12 protein-coding genes and 1 tRNA gene are annotated in these 14,821 nt (G+C 69.7%); 8 read left to right on the forward strand and 5 right to left on the reverse strand.

Going from position 1 to position 14,821, the window contains the following annotated elements; genetic code table 11:
* The first annotated feature begins 186 nt into the window (after window positions 1–186).
* Window positions 187–1,302 carry an NAD(+) diphosphatase gene (gene nudC, locus AXE84_RS08620; protein ID WP_060957587.1) on the forward strand — a complete coding sequence of 372 codons (1,116 nt, stop codon included), beginning with the start codon at window positions 187–189 and terminating at the stop codon, window positions 1,300–1,302.
* A 62-nt stretch (window positions 1,303–1,364) separates the two neighbouring features.
* Window positions 1,365–3,452, forward strand: coding sequence for an ATP-dependent helicase (locus tag AXE84_RS08625; RefSeq protein ID WP_060957588.1), 2,088 nt, complete (start codon window positions 1,365–1,367; stop codon window positions 3,450–3,452).
* A gap of 33 nt (window positions 3,453–3,485) precedes the next feature.
* Here AXE84_RS08625 and AXE84_RS08630 read toward each other — a convergent pair whose 3' ends face one another.
* Window positions 3,486–4,466: a hypothetical protein gene (locus AXE84_RS08630; RefSeq protein ID WP_060957589.1), complete on the reverse strand. Its 981-nt coding sequence runs from the start codon at window positions 4,464–4,466 to the stop codon at window positions 3,486–3,488.
* Window positions 4,467–4,634: 168 nt separating this feature from the next.
* Complete coding sequence (locus AXE84_RS08635) at window positions 4,635–5,864, reverse strand: PDZ domain-containing protein (RefSeq protein ID WP_010613466.1); 1,230 nt, start codon at window positions 5,862–5,864, stop codon at window positions 4,635–4,637.
* A gap of 257 nt (window positions 5,865–6,121) precedes the next feature.
* Between AXE84_RS08635 and AXE84_RS08640 the strand changes: the two genes are divergently transcribed.
* Window positions 6,122–7,693: a zinc-dependent metalloprotease gene (locus tag AXE84_RS08640; RefSeq protein WP_060957590.1), complete on the forward strand. Its 1,572-nt coding sequence runs from the start codon at window positions 6,122–6,124 to the stop codon at window positions 7,691–7,693.
* 32 nt (window positions 7,694–7,725) lie between these two features.
* On the opposite strand, the gene AXE84_RS08645 is transcribed toward AXE84_RS08640, so the two are convergent.
* Window positions 7,726–8,307: a PPA1309 family protein gene (locus tag AXE84_RS08645; protein WP_060957591.1), complete on the reverse strand. Its 582-nt coding sequence runs from the start codon at window positions 8,305–8,307 to the stop codon at window positions 7,726–7,728.
* 250 nt (window positions 8,308–8,557) lie between these two features.
* Here AXE84_RS08645 and AXE84_RS08650 point away from each other — a divergent pair, with 250 nt between their 5' ends.
* The 5 genes from AXE84_RS08650 (at window position 8,558) to ppk2 (ending at window position 13,590) form a co-directional block, all read left to right on the forward strand.
* A complete protein-coding gene (locus tag AXE84_RS08650; RefSeq protein WP_060957592.1) occupies window positions 8,558–11,764 on the forward strand; it encodes a UPF0182 family protein in 3,207 nt (1,068 codons plus the stop codon).
* 120 nt (window positions 11,765–11,884) lie between these two features.
* A tRNA-Met gene (locus AXE84_RS08655) sits at window positions 11,885–11,961 on the forward strand.
* Window positions 11,962–12,079: 118 nt separating this feature from the next.
* Window positions 12,080–12,322 (forward strand): type II toxin-antitoxin system Phd/YefM family antitoxin, encoded by a 243-nt coding sequence (locus AXE84_RS08660; RefSeq protein ID WP_029316340.1) that lies wholly within the window; start codon window positions 12,080–12,082, stop codon window positions 12,320–12,322.
* A complete protein-coding gene (locus tag AXE84_RS08665) occupies window positions 12,319–12,585 on the forward strand; it encodes a Txe/YoeB family addiction module toxin (RefSeq protein ID WP_081093133.1) in 267 nt (88 codons plus the stop codon). Before AXE84_RS08660 ends, AXE84_RS08665 begins: the two co-directional genes overlap by 4 nt.
* Before the next feature lie 165 nt (window positions 12,586–12,750).
* A complete protein-coding gene (ppk2, locus tag AXE84_RS08670; protein WP_060957594.1) occupies window positions 12,751–13,590 on the forward strand; it encodes a polyphosphate kinase 2 in 840 nt (279 codons plus the stop codon).
* Here the strand turns inward: ppk2 and AXE84_RS08675 are convergent.
* Together AXE84_RS08675 and AXE84_RS08680 are read right to left on the reverse strand one after the other, a co-directional pair.
* Window positions 13,587–14,342 carry an NAD-dependent protein deacylase gene (locus tag AXE84_RS08675; RefSeq protein WP_060957595.1) on the reverse strand — a complete coding sequence of 252 codons (756 nt, stop codon included), beginning with the start codon at window positions 14,340–14,342 and terminating at the stop codon, window positions 13,587–13,589. The genes ppk2 and AXE84_RS08675 overlap by 4 nt on opposite strands.
* A gap of 137 nt (window positions 14,343–14,479) precedes the next feature.
* Complete coding sequence (locus AXE84_RS08680) at window positions 14,480–14,695, reverse strand: DUF3107 domain-containing protein (RefSeq protein ID WP_009407243.1); 216 nt, start codon at window positions 14,693–14,695, stop codon at window positions 14,480–14,482.
* Window positions 14,696–14,821: the final 126 nt, after the last annotated feature.

The raw sequence follows: 14,821 nt of genomic DNA on the forward strand, positions 1-14,821 counted from the left end.
CAGCCTAGACGGCGGCACCGGCGGCCAGCATGGTCCGCCCGCGGCCTCCGCGCCGCCCGCACACCGCCCGCCTTCTCGCAGAACGCCTCGCCCCTCGCCCCGGCAGCCGCCCAGTCCCATATTCATCTCCTATTGGTATGGGCGCGCCCATGTGCGCCTCGAAGCAGGGGGTGGGAGAGTGACCCCATGCGCACCGACCAGCTCGCCCTGTCCCGCTCCGCCACCGACCGCGACGCCGAGCGACGCAGCGAGCCCGGGCTGCTGGAGCGCCTCGCCGCCGACCCCGACACCCGCCTGCTGCTGGTCGACGCCCGTGGCCGCGTGGCCCTGACCGGCCCGGCCATCCACCCCGACCTGCCCGACGACGGCCTCACCCCACCCAGCCTCATCGGCAGCCCCGGCGCCACCGCCTGGGAGGGCCCCGGCACCCGCAGCGGCTGGGGCCTGCCCGACCTGCGCGTCGGCTACCTCGGAGCCTCCACCCCCACTCGCTGTCCCGACCTGACCGTCCTCTACATGGGCCGCGAGCTCGCCGACGACGCAGCCTCCACCGGCCCCGCCTGGATCGCCGTCGTCGTGCCCCAGGCCCTCGAGGTCCCCGACGCCCCCGAGCCGCCCGCCACCGGCTCCGACGCCGAGGGCACCGCCGTCGATCACCCCGACCTGCGCCGCCTGCTGGAGCGCTACCCGCTCTCCGCCCTGCGAGCCATGGGCGCCCAGATGACGGCCCGCGACGCCGGCCTGGCCACCACGGCCACCGCTCTGGCCGCCTGGCACGCCCGCTCCGCCTACTGCCCGGGCTGCGGCGGACGCACCGAGATCATTGAGGCCGGCTGGGCCCGGCGCTGCTCCGACTGCGCCACCGTCCACTTCCCGCGCACCGACCCGGCCGTCATCATGGCGGTCACCGATACCTCCGACCGCCTCCTCCTCGTGCGCGGCGCCGCCTGGGCTCCCCGGCGCTACTCGGTCGTGGCCGGCTTCGTCGAGGCCGGCGAGTCCGTGGAGGCGGCCGTGGCCCGGGAGGTATGGGAAGAGGCCGGGCTGCGCGTGGCCGACGTCGAGTACCTCGCCTCCCAGCCCTGGCCCTTCCCACGCTCCCTCATGCTCGGCTGCCGCGCCCGCCTGGCCCCCGGCGAGGACCGGCCCCGACCCGACGGCCAGGAGGTCGTCGAGGCCCGCCTCGTCTCCCGTGACGAGCTCACCGCGGCTGCCGACGACGGCAGCATCCTCCTGCCCGGCCCCACCTCCATCGCCAGACTCCTCGTCGAGGACTGGTACGGCGGCCCCATCGTCAGCTGACGCACCCCGCCCGGGCAAAGGACCGTCGATTCCTGTCGCCTCCCCGTGGCAGGCTGGTACCGATGAGCCCGACCACCCCCCACCCCGCCCCTCTCGAGGTATCCAGGCTCCTGGAGGCCCTCGACCCCGACCAGCGCGAGGTCGCCGAGCACCTCGAAGGCCCCCTGTGTGTCCTGGCGGGCGCAGGCACCGGCAAGACCCGGGCCATCACCTATCGCATCGCCCACGGCGTGGCCACCGGCGCCTATCAGGCCACCCAGGTCCTGGCCGTCACCTTCACCGCCCGCGCCGCCGGCGAGATGCGCTCGCGCCTGGCCGACCTCGGCGTCCCCGGCGTCCAGGCCCGTACCTTCCACGCCGCCGCCCTGCGTCAGCTCACCTACTTCTGGCCCACCGCCATCGGCGGGCGCCGCCCCGACATCCAGGCCCATAAGGCGCCCCTGGTCGGCGCCGCCGCCCGTCGCCTGGGCCTGCCCACCGACCGGGCCACCGTGCGGGACCTGGCCGCCGAGGTCGAGTGGGCCAAGGTCACCATGACCCTGCCCGAGGACTACGCCCAGGCCGCCGTCGTCGCCGGTCGCACCGGCGTGGCCGGGCAGGAGGCGGCCACCGTCGCCCAGGTCCTGTCCCTCTACGAGGAGGCCAAGAGCGAGCGCGGCGTCATCGACTTCGAGGACGTGCTCCTGCTGACCATCGGGATCCTCCTGGACCGCGAGGACGTCGCCGCCCAGGTGCGCGGCCAGTACAAGCACTTCGTCGTCGATGAGTACCAGGACGTCTCCCCGCTCCAGCAGCGCCTGTTGGACCTGTGGCTGGGACGGCGCCGCCAGCTCTGCGTCGTGGGGGACGTCTCTCAGACCATCTACTCCTTCACCGGCGCCACGCCCGCCTTCCTCACCGGTTTCGCCACCCGCTACGAGGGGGCGCGCACCGTGCGCCTGAGCCGCGACTACCGCTCCACCCCGCAGGTCGTCTCCCTGGCCAACCGGGTCCTGTCCCGCTCGCGGCGTGGGGGCGGCGGTCCGCATCTGCCCGCCGGCGCCGTTGAGCTGGTCGCCCAGCGGCCCAGCGGCCCCGCCGTGCGCTTCGAGACCTACGACGACGACATCGCCGAGGCCGAGGGCGCCGTCGCTCAGGTGCGCCGGCTGCAGGCCGCCGGGGTCCCCCTGAGCGAGATCGCGATCCTGTACCGCACCAACTCCCAGTCCGAGGTCTTCGAACAGGCCCTGGCCGGAGCCCAGATCGGCTACCTCGTGCGCGGCGGCGAGCGCTTCTTCGAGCGTGAGGAGGTCAAACGCGCCATGGCCGTCGTCCTCGGGGCCGCCCGCACCGAGAAGGCCACCCTGACCGGAGACCTCGGCCAGGACGCGCGCACCGTCCTGGCCCGTGAGGGCTGGAGCGAGGAGCCGCCCGCACCGCGTGGAGCTGTGCGCGAGCGGTGGGACGCTCTCAACGCCCTGGTGGCCCTGGCCGATGAGATGGCCCAAACCCGCGGCGCCGACCTCGACGCCTTCCACACCGAGCTGCGTGAGCGCGCCGACGCCCAGAACGCCCCCACCGTCGAGGGCGTCACCCTGTCCTCCCTGCACGCCGCCAAGGGCCTGGAGTGGGACGCCGTCATCCTCGCAGGCGTCTGCGAGGGGCTGCTGCCGATCTCCTTGGCCGAGGGGCAGGCGGCCATCGAGGAGGAGCGGCGCCTGCTCTATGTGGGCGTCACCCGCGCGCGAGAGCACCTCGTCATCTCCTACGCCCGCGCCCGCAACGCCGGCGGACGGGCCGCGCGCAAGCCCTCCCGCTTCCTGGACGGCCTGTGGCCCACCGGCGACGGTCCCAAGGACGCCTCCCGGCGCCAGGGCCGCCAAAGCGCCAAGGAACGCTCCCGGCAGTCCGCCGCCGACTTCGAGGCCAACAACGACCCCCGCACCATCGCCCTGTTCGAGGAGCTGCGGGCCTGGCGCTCCCAGGTCGCCAAGGAGAGGGGCAAGCCCGCCTTCACGGTCTTCGCCGACGCCACCCTGCGGGACATCGCCGTCGTCAAACCCACCAGCCTGCCCCAGCTCTCCCTCATCCGCGGCGTGGGCGCCACCAAGCTCCAGGACTATGGCGGGCCGGTCCTGGCCCTCCTGCGCGACTTCGAGGCGGAGAACTGAGCGGCCACCAGGGGCGTTGCTGCCCGACGGCGCTCACAGCTGCGAGCACAGGCACTCGGGGTGACGATCCCAGGCCCTGTGCCGCCCCCGGGGCTCCCGGCCGGTGACCTCCACCGAGTGCGTGGACCACCACGCGGCCGAGTCCTCGCTCGCCTCCCCGCCCGGTTCGGTCTCGTCCCCGGCGCCGTCGGCCCCGGATGCCCGGCCCACCAGCGTGTCGATGACGGCCCGTGCCGTTGACGCCGCGGCCTCGTGCAGGACCAGGTGCTCGACCTCGGGCATCGGCAGGGTGCGCATCTGCGTGGCCAGCGCCGGCCAGCACGGGTCGGCGTCCCTCTCCCACAGGGCCAGGCAGGTCGAGCACGGGCCCTGAGCGTTGAGTACCGGGCCGATGCGCACGCCCGCCTCGCCGACGACGACAGGCAGGTGCACCACGTCCTCCTGAACGAGTCGGCGCGCGAGCAGCGGCTCGACCACGTGCGCGTCCACCGTCACCATGACATCAGGACGGGTGCGCAACGGCGCCCGCGTCCTCAGGGCCGGGAAGCGCGCGGACAGGAGTGGGGCCAGGCCCCCGTCCTGTGGAGACCGGGTGGACAGGATCGTGCCCACCCCCGCCTCCGCCAGCCACAGAGCAGCCTCCTGAGCCAAGGCGCTCACGCCGTGAACAGCCAGGACGGCCTGGGACAGGACCGCGCCACGGCCTTTGGCGTCAGCTCCCAGCCGGTCCCAGTAGACGCCGTCGGCCCCACCGAGCTCGCTGGTCGCCGAGGCCACCAGCACCCCCTGACGCTCCAGGTCCGCGACAATCTGCCGCGCCCGCGTCACCGGTACCCGACTGCGACGGGCGGCCCGGTAGACCCCTGCGCTCTCCAGGTTGCGCGCGAACTCATCGAGCAGGCGCTGCTCGGCCAGGCTCAGGTCACTGACAATGGTGCGGCGCTCGGGACTTGTCCCGATCTGGCTGACGCCCTGCTGGCGCCACAGGATGGCGCACCCGCCTCGTACACGCATCGTGCCTCCTCTCAGGTCTCCTGGAACCCGAAGGGGCGCCGGGAGCTCGAGGTCCTGACGAACGCGTCAGGACATGGAGCGACAGTGGCACGGGTTGGAGCCGATCCACCAGAGGTAGTTGCTGGCCTGTGGATAACTGTCCCCGGCGGGGCGCTGGGTCAGCGGGAGTCACTTGGCCGAGCACGTGGCCAGGCCGGAGGTGTCACCCGACGCGATCGCCTGAGTGGCGGTGACGGCCTCGTGCAGGGTGCTCACGGAGAAGACCTGCATGCCCTTGGGCTCATGACCCTTGACCTCCTCGCAGTTGCTCGTCGGGGCGAGGAAGAACGTGGAGCCCGCCTCTTTGGCACCCGCCATCTTCTGCTGGATCCCGCCGATGGGGCCGACCTGCCCGGTCATGTCGATCGTCCCGGTCCCGGAGATGTCCTTGCCTCCGGTCAGGGCCCCCGGGGTGATCTCGTCAACGACCCCCAGCGCGAACATCATGCCGGCACTGGGACCGCCGACGTCGGACAGGCTGAAGGTGGCCTCCACCTGACTGTCCACCGAGATCCTCAGGCTCAGCCCCAGCAGGGAACCGGTCGTCCCCTCCTGCGGGGCGATCGTGGTGAGCGCGGCGCTCGCCTGCTGCTCGCCGCGGCGCACCCCGAGTGTCACCCGAGTGCCTTCGGCAATGGTGGTCATGAGCTCTCGCAGCTGGGAGAAGGAGGTGATGGTCGTCGTCTGGCCGCCCTCAGGAGTGATGGTCTCCAGGACGTCCCCGGCCTGGATCTCCGTCGAGGTCTGCTGCTCGGTCACCTCAGTGACGGTCAGGTGCATGGCGCCGGCCTTACCGGTCTCCACGAGTGCGGCGATGACGGCGGAGTCCTGCGAGGCCGTCATCTGGGCCTTACCGGTCTCCTCGACCTGCTCGGCGCTCTGATCCTGCGGGCACACCTGGTTGCGGTCCACGATCCGCTTGTCCGCCGAGAACCAGGCGGTGACGAGGTCGGCAGTGGTCACCGGGTAGCCGGGGCAGCCCGATACGGAGACTGTCGTCATGCGCAGGGCGCCCTCGGTCGGGTAGGTCTCAGTTCCCGAGACCTTCAGGACGTCCTGGCTCGACGACGAACCGTTGTCCAGCACGTTCCAGGTCGGGCCGGGGGCCTCGATGACCACGTTGATTGGCACCGTGAAGACGGCGACGATGAGGGCCACCACCACCAGGACCGCCCCGACCGTCACGGAGCGTCGCAGCCTGCGTCGACGCCGGTCCTGCGCGGAGGGCTGCGGAGCCGGGGCTTCGGCGTGCCCGGCCTGGTCGAGCGGATTGCCCTCATGCTCCCGCATCGGCTGGGTGGTGCCTGGGGAGGTCGAGTCCGCAGTGTCGGCGGCGTCGTGCTGGTCTGGGTGCGTCACGCGCTCATCATGCGACATCATCCTGGGGAAGACGGACACATACCGACACGAACCCAGCACGAACCTGCTACGAACCCGGCCCAGGGCCGCTACGGAGAAGCCCTGAGCCTCTCCGGGGCGGTGCGGGCACGCCGTCGGCGAACGGAACATAGCCCCGGCACAGGAATGGGTGCGACCATAAGGCCGTTAGTGACAGTGTCCAGGCGCCCCAGACGGCCCGGACCATGCCCAAGGACGACCCGGCGAGAGGAAACCCCGTGAGCGAGGACGCCTTCGACGAGCTCGAGAAGATGCTCGCATCTCTGTTCGGCGAGCAGATGGCCTCCGACGCCGTCGGCGCCCTGCGCTCATCCGGGGTGGATCCCAGTTCCATCGCCCAGATGCCGGGGGTGGGGGACATCTCTCAGCTCAGTCCCGCCCAGCTGCTGGCGATGCGCGCCCAGTTCCAGCAGATGTTCTCCGCCTCCACCACCGAGCCGGTCAACTGGCAGATGGGGCAGGAGCTGGCCCTTCAGCAGGCGCGCGGCGACGGCGACCCCACGGTGACCGCCGCGGTCGCCGAGTCCACGCGCCAGGCCCTTCAGGTGGCCGACCTGTGGCTCGACACCGCCACTGAATTCATGCCCGCCCCCGGGCAGCGGGAGGCCTGGAGCCGTGGCACCTGGGTCGAGCGCACGCTGCCGGTGTGGAAGGACGTGTGCGCCCCGGTGGCCGAGGCCGTCACCGCAGCCCTGGCTCGCACCCTGGAGAAGCAGATTCAGGACATGCCGGCTGAGATGGGGCAGGCCGCCCAGCAGATGGGGGCACTCGGGTCCATCATGCGCACCATGGCCGGCACGGCCTTCGGCCTCCAGATCGGCCAGGCCATCGGTGAGCTCGCCAAAGAGGCGCTGGGGGCCACCGACACCGGCCTGCCCCTGACCCGCGAGCCCGGCACGGCACTGGTTCCCGCCAACGTGGCCGCCTTCGCCGAGGGGCTGGAGGTCGATGAGGACGAGGCCCGCATGTTCCTGGCCGTGCGGGAGGCCGCCACCGCCCGCCTCTACGCCCACGTGCCGTGGCTGCGCGGGCAGGTGCTTCAGGCAGTGCTCGCCTACGCCCGCGAGATCCGCATCGACACCGAGACCCTGGAGTCCGCTGTGGCCCAGGTGGATCCCAACGACCCCGACGCCCTGCGCGAGGCCCTTGAGAGTGGGCTGTTCGCACCCCAGGAGACGGCGGCCCAGCGTGAGGCCCTGGAGGACCTGGAGACGCTCCTGGCACTCGTTGAGGGCTGGGTCGAGGTGGTCACCGCCCGCGCCGCCGCACCGCACCTGCCCCACCTCATGGCACTGGCCGAGATGATGCGCCGGCGCCGCGCCCAGGGCGGCGCCGCCGAGCAGGTCTTCGCCCGCCTCATCGGGCTGACCTTCCGGCCCCGCCGGGCTCGGGAGGCCGCCGAGCTGTGGGCCCACCTGGGCGCTCAGGCCGGTGACGCCGAGCGCGACGCCTTCTGGAACCACCCCGACGTCATGCCCACGGCCTCCGAGCTCGCCAACCCCAAGGACTTCCTCACCATGCGGCGCATGGCCCAGGACATCGACGCCGAGATCGACGCCGACCTGGCCTCCCTGCTGGACGGGACCCTCGGGTACGCCGAGGGCGCCAAGGAGGCCGATGAGAACAGCCCCGAGGGGCTCGGGGACCGGAACCCCGCCTCCGCCGACGACGCCGCCTCCCAGGAGCCCAGCCAGTCCCAGTCAACGGGCCCCGTCTCGGCCGGCCCCGGGGACGAGGACTCGCCCGGAGAGCCCGACGAGCAGGACCCGACCGGCACGGACAAGGCCTGAGCCACACGGGGCCACGCGGCGCCGGCGACCGGCTACAGGAAGGTCGCCGCCAGGGCCTCGACCAGCCCGGGGACCAGGTGCTCGCCCTGGTAGAGCGAGGCGTCGTCGTCGTGACTGCGTGAGCGCAGTACGCACCAGGACTGCCCGCCGCGCAGGACCCCCACCACCATGCGGATGTCCTCGCGGTCCGGGCGCTCCTGGAGGAAGGCCAGACGCTTAGCGGCATCGGTGATGGCCTCGGCCTCCTCCTGGGCCGCGGGCGGAAGGACCAGCCGCTCGACGCTGATGGCGGCGCCGTGGACGGAGTCGGGCCAGGCGAGCTGCACCAGCAGGTGCTCCAGGTCCGCGGCGGGCGGCAGCCCCTCCTGCTCCACCACCATGAGCAGCTCGGGGTTCGTGCGGGCCTCCTCCACGGTGGCGGTGTCCAGGAGGCCGGCCACGTCTGGGTCGGCCTCAAGAGCCTCGGCGGTGCGCACCAGTGCGAAGACGCGCACCGGCTGGTCCCAGCCGTGGGCCGCCACGTGAGTTTCGGTCTCCGTCACCGCGCGGGCCAGCGCCTGTGCTGCGGAGGCCTCGGCTCGACCCGCCCCCGCGGTGTTCGCCTCATCATGCATTGTGTCAGTCACGCCGCCATCGTCTCACTGGTGGCGCCGCCTCCTCCAGTGACGAGGCATCATCAGTCAGGGGGCGCTCCTTGGCCGCCCGAGGCGTCTTCTCATCCTGGAGAAGGTTATGGGCGTCTCAGAGGTCTGTGGGACGATGGCCCGAGCGGCCCCTCCGGCCGATGACGCCATGTTTCACCGTGTGCGAGTTTCACCGTGTGCGAGGCGGCGTCACCACGAACGTCAGACAGGGAGCAGGATCGTGAGCACCAGGCCCGATGACGAGTCCCCGGACTCACCCCCCGAGGAGTCCTCGAGCAAGTCCACTGGCTCGTCCCGGCAGGGGAAGCCTGACAACTTAGCCGGACTGTTCGGCCTTGGACGCATGGGCGGGGGAGGGCCCCGTCCTCCCCACGCGCCGCGCAGCAGGACGGGTGGTGGCCGTCCCGGTCCGCTGGCCATGACGATCTCGATCATCGTGGCCATCGCCGTGGCCATCGGCATCCTGTCGCAGGTGTGGACCGAGGTCCTCTGGTTCAGTCAGATCGGGTACGCCCGTGTGCTGTGGACGCAGTGGATCGCCCTCATCGTCCTCTTCCTGGCGGGATTTGCCATCATGTTCGGGGCCGTCTTCGTCTCGATGACCAGGGCCTACCGTGCCCGGGAGATTGGGATGCCCGACGACGAGGCCTCGCGTAACCTCGAGGCCTACCGCTCCGTCATCGAACCCATGCGACGTCGGCTGACCTGGGCGGTTCCGGCAGTGCTGGCACTGTTCGGCTCGGCCTGGGAGCTGGCCCCCAGCTGGCGGGAGATTCTGCTGGCCTTGAACTCCCAGTCCTTCGGGGTCAAGGACCCCCAGTTCGGGATCGACATCTCCTTCTACGTCTTCATCCTGCCGGCGGTGCTGACGCTCGTGTCCTTCCTGGCCGGCGTCGTCCTGTTCTCCGGGGTGACGTCCATCGTCGTCCACTACCTGTACGGCGGTATCTCCGTGGTGCGCAAGCCCCACTTCACCAAGGCCGCCCGCATGCACCTGGCAGTCTTCCTGGCGCTGTACGCCGTCATCCGGGCCGTGGGCTACTGGCTGGGGCGTTACAGCGCCCTGTACGCCTCCAACTCCAAGTTCGACGGCGCCAACTACACCGACGTCAACGCGGTCATCCCCGCCAATGCGATCCTCGCGGCCATCGGACTGGCCGTGGCGATCCTCTTCATCGCCTCGGTGCGCTCCAGCTCCTGGCGCCTGCCGATCATCGGTGTGGCCGTCATGATCGTCTCCTCCCTGGTGGTGGGGACCGCCTACCCGCTGGTCATCCAGAAGTTCATCGTCGACCCCAACGCCCAGCGCCAGGAGGCCGAGTACATCCAGCGCAATATCAACGCCACCAAGGCCGCCTATGGCCTGGAGAACGTGGAGACCACCAACTACGACGCCACGACGAAGGCGGCGGCCGGCCAGCTGGAGAAGGACGCGGAGTCCACCACCTCGATCCGGCTCCTGGACCCCGGGCTCATCTCCCCGACCTTCCAGCAGGTCCAGCAGAACAAGCAGTACTACTCCTTCGCGAACCGGCTCAACGTGGACCGCTACAAGGTGGGCTCCTCCAGCCGGGACACGGTCATCGCGGTGCGTGAGCTCAACCTGTCCGGCCTGGGCGAGCAGCAGCAGACCTGGGTCAACGAGCACACCGTCTACACCCACGGATACGGCGTCGTGAACGCCTACGGCAACACGGTGGCCACCCGCGGCTACCCCTCCTTCTGGGAGGGAGGCATCCCCTCCAAGGGGGACCTGGGCGAGTACGAGCCCCGGATCTACTTCGGTCAGTCCTCGCCGTCCTACTCCATTGTGGGCGGCAAGGACAACGGCTCGCCGCGCGAGCTGGACTACCCCGATGACGAGTCCAAAACCGGTCAGGTCAACACCACCTTCGCCGGAAACGGCGGGCCGAGCGTGTCCAACCCGTTCAACCGCCTGCTCTACGCCACCAAGTTCCGGGAGGCCAACATCCTCTTCTCCCAGGAGGTGCGCGAGGGCTCCCAGATCCTCTACGACCGGGACCCGGCCAAGCGAGTCGCCAAGGTGGCCCCCTGGCTGACCCTGGACAACAGTCCCTACCCGGCCGTTGTCGATCACGATGACAACCCGGCCACTCCCAAGCGGGTCGTGTGGATCGTCGACGGCTACACCACGACGAACAACTACCCCTACGCCCAGCACGAGTCCCTGGCCAAAGCGACGGCGACCGCCGACAACAAGGGCGGACTTCTGCGGGCGCCGGAGGAGTCCAACTACGTGCGCAACTCCGTCAAGGCCGTCGTGGACGCCTATGACGGGTCGGTCAAGCTCTACCAGTGGGATGACAAGGACCCGATCCTCAAGGCCTGGCAGAAGGTCTTCCCCGGGACAGTCACGCCCATGAGCCAGATGAGCGCCGACCTCATCGCCCACATGCGCTACCCCGAGGACCTGTTCAATGTCCAGCGCACCATGATGGCGACCTATCACGTCAACGACGCCGCGGAGTTCTACTCCGGTGGAGACTTCTGGAAGATCCCGGATGACCCGACCACGCCCGGTCAGGACCAGCAGGCCCCCTACTACCTGACCCTCAAGATGCCCGGGCAGGACCAGGCGAGCTTCTCCCTGTCCAGCGCCTACATCATCGGCGGAAACACCAACCGCAACGTGCTCACCGGCTTCCTCGCCGTGGACTCCGAGACCTCTCCCGGCACCGGGAAGAAGGGGGAACGCAGTCCGAGCTACGGCAAGCTGAGACTCCTGGAGCTGCCGCGTTCCTCGAACGTGGCCGGGCCGGGGCAGGTGCAGAACATCTTCGACTCCAACCCGGAGATCTCCAAGGAGCTCAACCTCCTGTCCCAGGAGGGATCCCAGGTCATCAAGGGCAACCTGCTGACGCTGCCCGTGGGAGGCGGACTGCTCTACGTCCAGCCCGTCTACGTGCAGTCGTCGTCGGGAACTCAGTACCCGCTGCTGCGCAAGGTGCTGGTCTCCTTCGGGGACAACGTCGGATTCGCCGACACCCTCTCGGGGGCGCTCGACCAGGTCTTCGGCGGTAACTCCGGGGCGACCACGGGTCAGGAGGCCATCGACGGCGATGCCGCCGCGGCCAATGACACCAATGAGACGACCGACGGTAAGGACCCGACGGCGGATGGCGGAGCCAAGGCGTCGGCGAGCCCGAGCGCCACGCCCACGGCTTCAGCCAGCGCGTCCCCCTCGGCCTCGGCCAGCGCGTCCTCCAGTTCCTCCGCCACCCCGTCGGCCTCGGGAACCTCGGATCCGAAGGCGGAGCTCAATCAGGCGCTCTCCGATGCTCAGACCGCGATGACTGACGCGGACAACGCCAGGAGCAAGGGCGACTGGTCGGCATACGGTGATGCGCAGAGGCGCCTCAACGAAGCCGTCAACCGGGCCGTTGAGGCCCAGAAGAAGGTGGGCTGAGCCCACTCTCGGCCGCTCCTGAGGGCGTGCCCTGCGACCCGCCTCACCGGGCGGTGAGCAAGGGCACGCCCTCGTCATTTGCCTCAAGGGTGGGACGCCCCCTAGGGTTGGTTTCACCGACGCGGGGTGGAGCAGTTCGGTAGCTCGCCGGGCTCATAACCCGGAGGTCGCAGGTTCGAATCCTGTCCCCGCTACCACTCCAGAGGAGCCCGGTCCTTCCCAGGACCGGGCTCCTCTGCTCTTGTCTGTCCGGCCGTCCGACCGAAGAGAGGCAGCAGCCTTGAGGGGGCGTACGTTATAACGTACGCTTGCTGTGTGTCTACGATTCCAGTGACGACCGCTCGTTCTCAGTTGTATCGGCTCATCGATCAGGTCAACGAAGACTCCGAGCCGCTGGTCATCACCGGCCAACGCGGCAATGCCGTCTTGGTGGGGGAGGAGGACTGGAGGGCGATCCAGGAGACGCTCTACCTGGAGTCCGTCCCGGGCATGATGGACTCGATCCGGAACGCCCGACGTGAAGGCATCGAGGCGGGCTCGGAAGAACTCGACTGGTGAGCTCGTGGCGAATCGTGTTCTCACGTCAGGCACAGAAGGACGCGAAGAAACTCGCCGCGGCGGGACTCAAGCCTAAAACCGAGAAGCTCCTCAACCTCATGCGGGAGAATCCCTTCGTCAAACCGCCTCGTTACGAAAAGCTGGTCGGGGATCTATCGGGCTGCTACTCGCGGCGTATCACTATCCAGCATCGACTCGTCTACGAGGTGCACACCGACGAGAGGACCATCCATGTCCTGAGAATGTGGACCCACTACGAGTGACGGTAGCTCCCAGCAGGCTCGGCGTGATGCGACTCCCCGGACTGGCATGACTGCGGGCGCGTGGCTGGGTAGTGCCCGTATCTCCCTCATGAACACGTTCGCGGTTGCCTGCGCGCCCGCGTGGGATCTGTGCGAAACTCAAGTATGGCAAAGAAGCACCCCACCATGGACCGTTCCCTGTACGAGGCAGAGCTGCTGAGGCTGCAGGCGGAGCTGGTCGAGATGCAGGAGTGGGTCAGGGCCACGGGAGCCCGCGTCGTCGTTATCTTCGAGGGCCGTGACGCGGCCGGCAAGGGTGGGGCGATCAAACGCATCACCGAGTACCTCAACCCGCGTATCGCGCGCGTGGTCGCGCTTCCCGTCCCCACTGAGCGTGAGCGCACCCAGTGGTACTTCCAGCGCTACATTGCGCACCTGCCCGCCGCCGGCGAGATCTGCCTGTTCGACCGTTCCTGGTACAACCGCGGCGGCGTCGAGCACGTCATGGGTTACTGCACCCCGGAGGAGCACCGGCGCTTCCTCCAGCAGTGCCCGGTCTTCGAGAGGATGCTTGTCGACGACGGCATCCTGCTGCGCAAGTACTGGTTCTCCGTCCCTCAGAAGGAGCAGTACAAGCGCTTCAAGTCGCGGATGACCGACCCCATGCGGCGCTGGAAGCTCTCACCCACCGACCTGGAGGCCCTGCCCCGCTGGGAGGACTACTCGCGGGCCAAGGACGAGATGTTCGTCCACACGGACATCGACTCCGCCCGCTGGCACGTCGTGGAGTCGGCCGACAAGCGCAAGGCCCGCCTCAACATGATCCACCACCTGTTGGAGTCCATCCCCTACGAGCACGTGGAGCGTCCTGAGATGACCTTCCCGAAGAAGTCCTCGTTGCCGTCGTCGGGCTACCGCCGCACGGACCGGTCTCTCCAGAGCGAGGTGCCCGACTACGCGGCCACTCTCAGCGAGTCCGACGCAACCGAGCGCTACGTGGACCTCGAGGATCAGGGGATCAGCTAGGGCCGGCGGCTCCTGCGCCCCAGCTCCTCGAAGACCTGCCCGACCGGTTCACGGATGATGAGGTCGGCACGGGAGTCATACGGCGTGGGAGTCGCGTTCATGAGGACCAGGCGCTCACCGGCGTAGTAGTCGATGAGGCCTGCCGCCGGGTAGACGACCAGGCTCGTGCCGGCCACGATCAGCAGGTCCGCCTCCGAGATGGCCCGCACCGCCCCCTCTATGACGTCGCTGTCCAGCATCTCCCCGTAGAACACGATGTCCGGGCGTAGCACCGAGGCGCACGTGGGGCAGTGGGGGACTTCGCCGGAGCGGGCGTCGTCGACGTCGTCCAGGGTGATGTGCTCGCCGCAGCCGGTACAGGTCAGGCGCGACCAGTTGCCGTGCAGCTCGAGGACCCGCTCGGAGCCGGCCCGCTGGTGGAGGCCGTCAATGTTCTGCGTGACCACGGCCGACAGCTTCCCGGCCCGCTCGAGGTCGGCCACGAACCTGTGCGCGGCGTTGGGGGCCACGCCCTCGCGGGCGTTCTCCTGGGCGAACCACTCCCAGTAGGCCTGCGGGTGCACGGTGAAGAAGTCGATGGACAGCACCTGCTCCAGGGGAATCTCCCGGTCCTGGTGGTAGAAGCCCTTGGCGCCCCGGAAGTCGGGGATCCCCGACTCCGTGGAGACCCCGGCGCCGCCGAAGAAGACGATGCGGCTGGACTCTTCGATCCACTGGGCGAGCAGGCCCCTCTGGCTGTTCTGGCGATCCATGCACTCCACCCTAACGCCGGGCGTTGAAGCTGCGTGGCGCACGGCGGCAGCGGTCATCGGGTCCTGGGGCCTTGATGCGCAACGAAGGGCGCCGCCTCCCAGTATGGGAGGCGGCGCCGACGTCGGGGGTTCAGGGCTCAGATACCGAAGCCGACCCGGCGGGGCTCGGCCTCACCGAGCTCGATGTACGCCAGGGAGCCGGCCGGCACGAAGACCTTGCGGCCCTTGTCGTCGCTGAGGATGACGGCCTTGGTCTCGGCGTCGGCCACGGCGGCCAGCACCTTCTCCTGAGAGTCGGAGGTCTCCAGGGAGAGCTCGCGGCTGGCGTGCTTGATTCCGATCGTGACCTGCATGGGGCTCCTTCGCATCGTCTGTGTGCCGTATTGAGCGGCACAGCGCCCATCGGGGAGAGGGGCGTGAACCTGGCTCGATACTAGGGGGCTGCGGCCGTGCCGGCCCTCCGCGCGCCCCAGGAGCCG

It is taken from the genome of Actinomyces oris, assembly GCF_001553935.1.
Taxonomy (GTDB): domain Bacteria; phylum Actinomycetota; class Actinomycetes; order Actinomycetales; family Actinomycetaceae; genus Actinomyces; species Actinomyces oris_A.

Excerpts from the sequence above, each read along its gene's own strand:
- nudC (WP_060957587.1), top strand. The coding sequence starts at position 187 with ATGCGCACCGACCAGCTCGCCCTGTCCCGCTCCGCCACCGACCGCGAC.
- AXE84_RS08625 (WP_060957588.1), top strand. The coding sequence starts at position 1,365 with ATGAGCCCGACCACCCCCCACCCCGCCCCTCTCGAGGTATCCAGGCTC.
- AXE84_RS08630 (WP_060957589.1), bottom strand. The coding sequence starts at position 4,466 with ATGCGTGTACGAGGCGGGTGCGCCATCCTGTGGCGCCAGCAGGGCGTC.
- AXE84_RS08645 (WP_060957591.1), bottom strand. The coding sequence starts at position 8,307 with ATGCATGATGAGGCGAACACCGCGGGGGCGGGTCGAGCCGAGGCCTCC.
- ppk2 (WP_060957594.1), top strand. The coding sequence starts at position 12,751 with ATGGACCGTTCCCTGTACGAGGCAGAGCTGCTGAGGCTGCAGGCGGAG.
- AXE84_RS08675 (WP_060957595.1), bottom strand. The coding sequence starts at position 14,342 with ATGGATCGCCAGAACAGCCAGAGGGGCCTGCTCGCCCAGTGGATCGAA.
- AXE84_RS08680 (WP_009407243.1), bottom strand. The coding sequence starts at position 14,695 with ATGCAGGTCACGATCGGAATCAAGCACGCCAGCCGCGAGCTCTCCCTG.